Source organism: Serratia sp. Z4 (assembly GCF_009900725.1).
Lineage (GTDB): Bacteria > Pseudomonadota > Gammaproteobacteria > Enterobacterales > Enterobacteriaceae > Serratia > Serratia nematodiphila.
This window is the reverse complement of record NZ_JAAABD010000021.1, coordinates 1-7,452: the sequence shown is the minus strand read 5'-3', so window position 1 is coordinate 7,452 and position 7,452 is coordinate 1. Positions and strand designations below refer to the sequence as shown.

Sequence of the window (7,452 nt, the reverse complement as noted above, 5' to 3'; positions counted from 1 at the left end):
TGTAGTAACTGACCTGAGAAGTATTGAGCGTCACGCCATTTCCTGTTGGATCATGAACATGACATTCAGATTACAAAACCGGCCAGAATAATCAGCACCAGGCGGACTGAGTTATTGTCGTCTCATATCCGCCAATATCATATGTTCTGGACAGAAAAGATCGCTTTGAAGCTGCTAAGCCAAGGTTTTTGTAGTAGTCTCTGCTAAATGATCCTTTTTAGATCCTTGGGGAGGCTGAAATGACACAAGCCGTAAGCGTAGTAACTTCCTCATCGAGAACGAAACGTTCCTATCGTAAGGGGAGTCCGTTGAGCGCCGCTGAACGGCAGCAGATCTCTCTGGAACGGAAGAAAAGCACACACAAAGAAGTACGTGTTTTTGTTAGAGACTCACTCAAGCATCAACTTCAAAGCATGTGTGAACGAGAAGGTATTACACAGGCCGAAATGATTGAGCGATTGATTGAAATGGAGTCGACAAGACACATTTGAAATGCAACGACATCACATTCTTGATCGTTGTAGCCGTGAGTGCTAGATTACTGATCGTTTAGCAGAATTTTTGGTTGGCCACGCCGCAAGGTGGCAGGGAAGGGGTTCCGAGGCTGTTATCGGAACACTGAAAAGCAAAAACCCCGATAATCTTCCTCAATCTTGGCGGAGCGAGAAGAAAACCGGGGCCTACTTAAAACCGTATAGAAGCTGTTGCTCTATACGGGGAGTATAGTTTTATGACTTTGAAAGGTCAACTCCTTCGGCGCAACATAAGCGAAGGGCTACTTGAATAGCCAATTTGCGAATGTTGAGCACCACATCAATGAATCCCATGGTTCCCGGCGTGGCGAGGCTAATGCGCTTCGGCGTGGGCAACAAAAAATTCATCGTCGCTATACGCCAAACCTATGCTGCCGGGTGCCGAAAGGCATGGCGAGCAAAGTTGTTGCTCGTATGAGTAGTCACGACTGGCGGCGTAATGATGATCTGATCGAGCTGCGCCGGCAGGGCTACATCCCCTATACCCAACGCAATAACCCGGACTATCGTCCCAAACCGATGCGTATTGCCGCGCGGTCGGAGAGCCGTGAGGCGCTGACAGTGCTTTCCCTCGTGCTGGGGGCAAACTGCGACTATAACCCGGACAGCGACTACCCGTTCGAGATCATGCTGCCGTTCGAGGACGTGGCCAAAGCCATGGGAGTGCTGCACGTCTACGAAAGTGGCCGAAAGGCTTATGACGTGGCGTTGCATGCGCTGTCGGTGCTCGAGCAGCTGGACTATCTCATCGTGTCGCGCGGGCAGGATACTGACACCGGTCAGAACAAGCCGCTGCGCATCTGGCTGACGGAGAACTTCTTCACAAGCCGTGGCATCCGGGTGGACGAAATTCGCCAGTGGCTGAACCAATACCGGCTGTGGGCGATTAAAAACGGCCTGACCGAAACGCTCAGGCAAAAATACGAGCGCCACCTGGTGCGCATCGCGCATCTGGGGATAGACATCGAGCGCAAGCACTCGCTGAAGAACCGGCTGAAAAAGATTCGGCGGTGGGTGGTGAGTCCCGACCTGCAAAACCTTAAGCGCGGCGCGGAACAGGCGATTGGCAACGAACTGGCCAGGCGGCAGCAGAACGAGCAGCGATTGGATACGCTGCTGGATGACACCGCCGCCGGCATCAAAAAGCTGGCCGCCGCCCGGCGCCAGAAACAGAACCGCTTTTATCAGGCCTGGGTGCAGTGGACGATGGGCAGCTCGCCGCTGAAGGCGATGGAGCTGGAAAATACGCTCAAACGTGAACAGCCTGGACTGCTGAACAGCGATCCAGAGGCATTCTACCGGCTGCTGCTGGAGCGTGCTGGCGCCATTCCAACCTAATTTTCCGAACATAGCTTGCTTTACCCTGCCTGACCCGCGGGGATTTTGTGCTGCCTGTTTCCCGCCGCTGATGCCTGGTTGGCCATTGATCCGGCCTGTTTCGGCAGATGCCGGCATGATTTTCGCGACCGCCGGCGTCGATCGGGGACGCAGACAATAGCGATCGACGAGGAATAACCCTTTAATTTCGACATTAACTTCGTAATCTACATTAACTTCGAAAAGGTACTTAGTAATATGCTTAATTTCGAAGGTTGTTTCTGAACAAACTAAGCCCTTTAAAAAGGGAGTGACTCAGCGCACCGGCTAACGCCGAGTGCTGTTGAGTACGTCCCTCGCTTTGCTCGGGCAAAAAACAACATCGCCCTTAACATCCCAATCACACTCAGCAAAATCAGAAGTAGCTCCTGCAGCAACAGCTGCAGGCAGAACACTCTGCACCCAAGCAAGAACCGTGAAAATTTCTCAGCAAACCGAACTCACCAACCTCAGCCTCACAATTCACCTCACCACCGCTGAAAAGCGCCGCCGCCCGGCCCAAAGGGCCGGAACAGAGTCGCTTTTAATGATGGATGTTGTAACTAGGAATAGAGTGGCTTTCAGATTTGTTGCTGAACGTTCTGCTTACACGCCCGTAAGCGGCCCTCACGGCCCGCTAACGCGGAGATACGCCCCGGCGGCGGCTACGCCTTGCCGTGACCACTCCGACGGCGCACACAAAGATACACATCGCGTTTAGCGGAACTGGTCTTACAGGGCGAGGGATGGGATAGACGATACCTATCAGTCCTGGGCGGCTTCGCCGCGCGACCGGCGACCCTTACCAGCTGATGTTCTCTTGTAGACCAGCTGTCGCCTGCATGCGCTGACGCGCATAAATAAGTTGCTAGGTGGTATTTGATAGTTCGGGGAAAGGAAGGCAATTTGCGGTCCTTTAACTTTGACCAGCAGGTCGGCTGGCAGTAGCGTGAGATTTTAGTTAGTAAGGAAGTAACGCCATGAAGAAGAACGGTCAATTTACCGGAATTTATGTGTTGAGTGCTATCTACCTGGCGGCTACCGCTGATAAGATCGACCAATTGCAAGGCGATGTTTTGGGTTCTGTCCTGTGGGTGTTGGCAGTGATTCCTGGCGGTATGTGGTTAATAGCACAAGCCCTGGGGGCGATACACAAAGCGTTGGTCAAATTTGACTAAGCAATATACGCGAGCGTATAATCGTAGTCGTAATCAGTTGACGCATGGAAAAACGCCGATGCCATGCAGACCTACGATGGCAATGTTTATTGTGGGACCGATGGGGAGAACGCTGGGCATTATGGTTTATTCTCATTCAGTTGAGGAAAATCGCTCAGGGTGGCGTACCCCCGACTGATTACACGCTTTACCCTCTATCTTTCATGATAGTGCGTACTTTGGCCTCGTTCGCGTGATAAGCGGTGATCGGGGCCAAGTCTTTTATGGACACCTCCACAATCAATGCCCCTCGGTATTTTTCTTTTGTTCGCCCAACTCTCAAGACATCAACAGAATTCAGTACGATAACTTGCTGGTTATAATCGCGTTTTAGCAAAACGGTGCTTCGTGAGTTAAGTGCCGCGCTGATGATTTCAACTACCTCTGACCACGTAAGACAGTCTTTGCCTATCCTGGAATTAAGAATGTGTTTAATTACATGGGGGTAGAACGTGACTCCTCGATTAGTTTGAGGTGGCCATCCGTTTCGTCTACATATCACGTTAAGCTCATTAAACTGCTTATTTGTCATGATATATGTGAATAATGGTGCCTGCCATTCTTCCGCCGCCACGCCCGGCCCAATCACTGAAACGTTATATACCCACTCCGTGTAGAACGCGATAGCATCGCGCAGCCCATCATCACCTACAGACATTTGATCAGATCCCTGAACCAAGAGACCGAAGATTATACAGTGGAGGGAATGACCTGCAATCTTCAATACCATGTGTTACCAAACTCGGAGCCCTCGATGATGAAATATGACTCACTTCATCCTGGCGACAGGAATATCGCTGAGTCGTGTCGTGTAGCAGGGGGAAAGCAGTTCACGGCGCATTGCCCAAACCTTATTGATCCCTTGGCCGGCAAACCAGACTTTCCCCAACCCGGAGTGATTTATGCCATCGACCGCTTTCATCAATCGTTCGCTACCGGCGCGCGGTGGATGTTCGTCGAACAGATCGATCTGGCCGGGTTTGTCACAGAAATCGTTAAGCATGATGCCCGCTTTCTGATACCGAAACCCGTCGCGCCAGATGGCTTCGAGGGCTTTCACTGCCGCCGCTATGATGTCGCGGGTGTCTTGTGTAGCCAGCATGGGGTTCTACGCCGGAACCCCAGATTTTTCCGTCCGCCCAAATTATCCCCGGTTGAGCAGCTTTATGCCGTCAGCGCGCAGTTGACCATCCGGGGATATGTGGCGGTACAGCGTTTGTCGGGTTATCCCCAGCTCCTGGCATAACGTACTGACTTTCGTCTCTGGACGCCCCATTGATGCCATTGCCAGTCGCAATTTTATTGGCGTCATTTTGTAAGGCCGTCCGCCGTTCCTCCCGCGCGCTCTTGCTGAGGCCAGTGCGGCAAAGATCCCAAAAACAAGCGTACGCCGCTAGCAGGTAGTCGACCGCCTCGCGTTTCTGCACCGGCCTCAGAACTTTTTTCGGATGACGTCCTGCAGCATATCCTTGTCCAAACTGAGATCGGCGACCGGTGATTCTCTTCTTCCAGCTGGCGCAGCCGACGCAGTTCAGTCACGCCCATGCCGCCAAACTTCTTCTTCCAGTTGTAAAAAGTGGCCTCAGAAATCCCCATCTTTCTGTAGACTTCCTCCACCCACGTACCTGTTTCTGCCTGCTTCAGGGCAAAAGCGATCTGCTCTTCGGTATAACGCGTCTTTTTCATGCCGGATGACCTCATTTGTTCTGGGAAAGAAAGGCCGGAAACTCCACTTTACGCCGGTACTGAATAAAGGGAAGAGATCAAAGGGGCCGACATTACTAACTGATCATTGTATCTAATCCTGCGTGTAGGTCAAATTAATGAGATTATTCTGTTATTTTGTTTAATGAGTATTCGTGAAATTGCTAAGATTTAATACTAGTAGCATTAGATACAGATGTTAATGCACGAAGAATTATCATGAACGATACTAATGCTATAGAATCATAATGTTGGCAAACTTAATAAACCTAGTTACCGTAAAAGGAGTATCGATAATGTTTGATTATAAATCTTCAACAAATGATTTAACTAAACAAAAAGTTATATATGTAGATGGATCTGATAAAGAAATGCAAACTGCCGTTCTGGCGGCTGAAGAAGTAAAAAAAAGGCACGCTCCACAAAAAATTATCGGCTATGTGGCTGATTGGGCACAATACGAACGAAAATTTAATTTAGAAGCTATAGATGCGACTGCATACACTAAAATTGTCTATGCATTTTTGGGCATTGTAGGTGATAAAGGCAAAGAAAAATCTGAAGTTGTCGAAAAGAGCGCTAAACAGTTTGGTTTTAAAGAGTTTGAAATAACACCTTTAGATCCCTGGGGGGACTTTCAGAGTGCCATTAGTCAACGACAAGTTTCTATGGGATGGGATGAGGTACTCTATGGTCCTATGTCTTCTGATGTGTATGCTAAATTAAACCCAAGCAATGCAAGAGGCTTGGTAGGTCAAGTATTAGCATTAAAAACGAAAAATCCTCAGCTAAAAATAGGCTTTAGTGTTGGTGGATGGACTCTCACTGAACCATTTTATCGCATGGCTAACGATCGCAATCATCGAAATACGTTTAATCAATCTGTAGTAAATTTTATCAAAAAATGGGGTTTTGATTTTATTGATATTGATTGGGAATATCCGGGGCATGGAGGCGAAAATGCAGATTTACACCGTCCCTATGATGGCGCTAATCTGCTTGCTTTAATCAGTGAGCTTCGCCATAAGCTTGACTCTAATGGATTGAAAAATATAGAGATAAGTTTTGCGGCTGGTGCCTCAAGAAAGCATATTGAAGCTATAGGTAAAGATAACTACAATCAACTTGTTAGCCTTCCTAAAGTTGACGTAAATTTGATGACCTATGATTTCTGGGGTTCTTTTGAAAATAACTTAGGCCATCAGACTAATTTGAACAGTAGTTCGGATACTGAACACAGTGTTCATGAGGCAGTAACTCTTCTCCAAAATTATGGGGTTCCACTGGAAAAAATTAATATCGGAGTTGCTAATTACTTCAGGGGGAAAAAAGGTAAAATCATGAGGGGGGGGGACCCATCCTCTGCCACTGATATTGAAAATAGCGATGAGCTTTTGCAGGAGATTGACGGTATTAAATGGACTAAAAGGGATGTGTTTGGTAGTTATGAAAAAAATGTAGTTGAAGCGTATGATCTTATTGAGAATATGGCTGGTCCGGATATGGAAGGTATCAATGGATTTAAGCTTTATACTGATAAAAGTTGTGATGCCGATTATTACTATAATCCGACCACTCACTTATACTATAGTGGAGACACACCAAGAACAGGATACAACAAAGCCAAATATGCGAAAGACTGTGGTTTAGGTGGATTAATTGTTTGGACAATAGAGCAGGATCATAATGGCTGCATGATTAATGCAATTAATGATGGGCTAGGTAATGAATTGTCTGAAAAGTATTCAAAAAAAGCAGAACGCGAAAAACTGTATAAATTAGAAAGTACTGGTAATAACACAATAGATGAAAAAGAACATCTGACACCAACATGTGATGATATAAATGTTAAGATTGAATTGAGTGTGCAGAGTGGTTCTGTCCTGCAGCTTTCCGAATGCAGTTGCAATAAAACTAAGGGTGATAAGTTAGTTTATCGCTGGAGTATTCCTGAGGAGATAACGGTTAAGGACAAACACGCTGAAACTCTGGAATTTACTGCTCCAGAAGTCTCAAGCCCACAAAAATTTATTTTTTCTCTGGTTGTCACTGATACTAACAGTGCTGCCTCAGAAAATATGTCATATACAATTATCGTCTTTCCATCCGTGCAATCACCATCGACAATAAAGCCAGAAGTGAAAAATCCCGAAGGTTATCCAGTATGGCAGCCCGAAAAAACATATTTAGGTGATACTGCGCGTGGTGAAGGAAAAGGTGAATGTGTTTCCTGGCAAGGAAAAAACTATCGAGCAAAATGGTGGGTTCAAGGGGGTAAACCCGGCCTAGATAATGCCTGGGTATCTATCCCTTGAAACACCCCCAACGCGAGTGATCTGGTTTTATAAAGTTGGCATCAAATGATTAATAATGCCTGCATTTGGCATCTCCAGATGCAGGCATTTTGCATGCAAGTGTTGTCACGTTCATCGGGCCGGTTGTATCGCATTAACAGCGGCGTGTCAGCAAACGTTGAGCTGTCGGTTATTTCGGCAGCCAACAAATAGAATGGTTCTGACCTGCTCCCCGTTGATTAACACACCCCGATGTTAGTAATGTCTTCATAAGCCACATGAGGACATCCCCATGAAGAAGCGTTTTTCCGACGAACAGATCATCAGTATTCTCCGCGAAGCGGAAGC

At 47.5% G+C, this 7,452-nt stretch carries 5 protein-coding genes and 3 pseudogenes; 4 read left to right on the top strand and 4 right to left on the bottom strand.

Features of this window, described 5'->3' with window-relative positions:
- The first annotated feature begins 239 nt into the window (after nucleotides 1-239).
- The 3 genes from repA to GT753_RS25485 all read left to right on the top strand — a co-directional run bounded on the left by repA (nucleotide 240) and on the right by GT753_RS25485 (nucleotide 3,067).
- Nucleotides 240-491 (top strand): replication regulatory protein RepA, encoded by a 252-nt coding sequence (gene repA, locus GT753_RS25495; protein WP_160126138.1) that lies wholly within the window; start codon nucleotides 240-242, stop codon nucleotides 489-491.
- Nucleotides 492-947: 456 nt separating this feature from the next.
- A complete protein-coding gene (locus GT753_RS25490; RefSeq protein ID WP_254071049.1) occupies nucleotides 948-1,871 on the top strand; it encodes a Replication protein in 924 nt (307 codons plus the stop codon).
- A gap of 998 nt (nucleotides 1,872-2,869) precedes the next feature.
- Entirely contained in the window at nucleotides 2,870-3,067 is a 198-nt protein-coding gene (locus tag GT753_RS25485; protein WP_160126136.1) for a hypothetical protein, read from the top strand.
- Nucleotides 3,068-3,254: 187 nt separating this feature from the next.
- Here the strand turns inward: GT753_RS25485 and GT753_RS25480 are convergent, their stop codons facing one another.
- The 4 genes and pseudogenes from GT753_RS25480 to GT753_RS25470 form a co-directional block, all read right to left on the bottom strand.
- A complete protein-coding gene (locus GT753_RS25480) occupies nucleotides 3,255-3,764 on the bottom strand; it encodes a hypothetical protein (protein ID WP_160126135.1) in 510 nt (169 codons plus the stop codon).
- Nucleotides 3,765-3,875: 111 nt separating this feature from the next.
- Nucleotides 3,876-4,199: pseudogene (locus tag GT753_RS25475) on the bottom strand (DUF4113 domain-containing protein); the annotation flags it as partial.
- A 51-nt stretch (nucleotides 4,200-4,250) separates the two neighbouring features.
- Nucleotides 4,251-4,490 (bottom strand): annotated as a pseudogene (locus tag GT753_RS25895) (resolvase); the annotation flags it as partial.
- Between the two features lies 1 nt (nucleotide 4,491).
- Nucleotides 4,492-4,792 (bottom strand): annotated as a pseudogene (locus GT753_RS25470) (transposase); the annotation flags it as partial.
- Nucleotides 4,793-5,106: 314 nt separating this feature from the next.
- On the opposite strand from GT753_RS25470, the gene GT753_RS25465 reads away from it, so the two are divergent.
- Entirely contained in the window at nucleotides 5,107-7,125 is a 2,019-nt protein-coding gene (locus tag GT753_RS25465; protein WP_160126134.1) for a glycosyl hydrolase family 18 protein, read from the top strand.
- Nucleotides 7,126-7,452: the final 327 nt, after the last annotated feature.

Coding starts and splice junctions, on each gene's coding strand:
- repA (WP_160126138.1), top strand. CDS start 240: ATGACACAAGCCGTAAGCGTAGTAACTTCCTCATCGAGAACGAAACGT.
- GT753_RS25490 (WP_254071049.1), top strand. CDS start 948: ATGAGTAGTCACGACTGGCGGCGTAATGATGATCTGATCGAGCTGCGC.
- GT753_RS25485 (WP_160126136.1), top strand. CDS start 2,870: ATGAAGAAGAACGGTCAATTTACCGGAATTTATGTGTTGAGTGCTATC.
- GT753_RS25480 (WP_160126135.1), bottom strand. CDS start 3,764: ATGTCTGTAGGTGATGATGGGCTGCGCGATGCTATCGCGTTCTACACG.
- GT753_RS25465 (WP_160126134.1), top strand. CDS start 5,107: ATGTTTGATTATAAATCTTCAACAAATGATTTAACTAAACAAAAAGTT.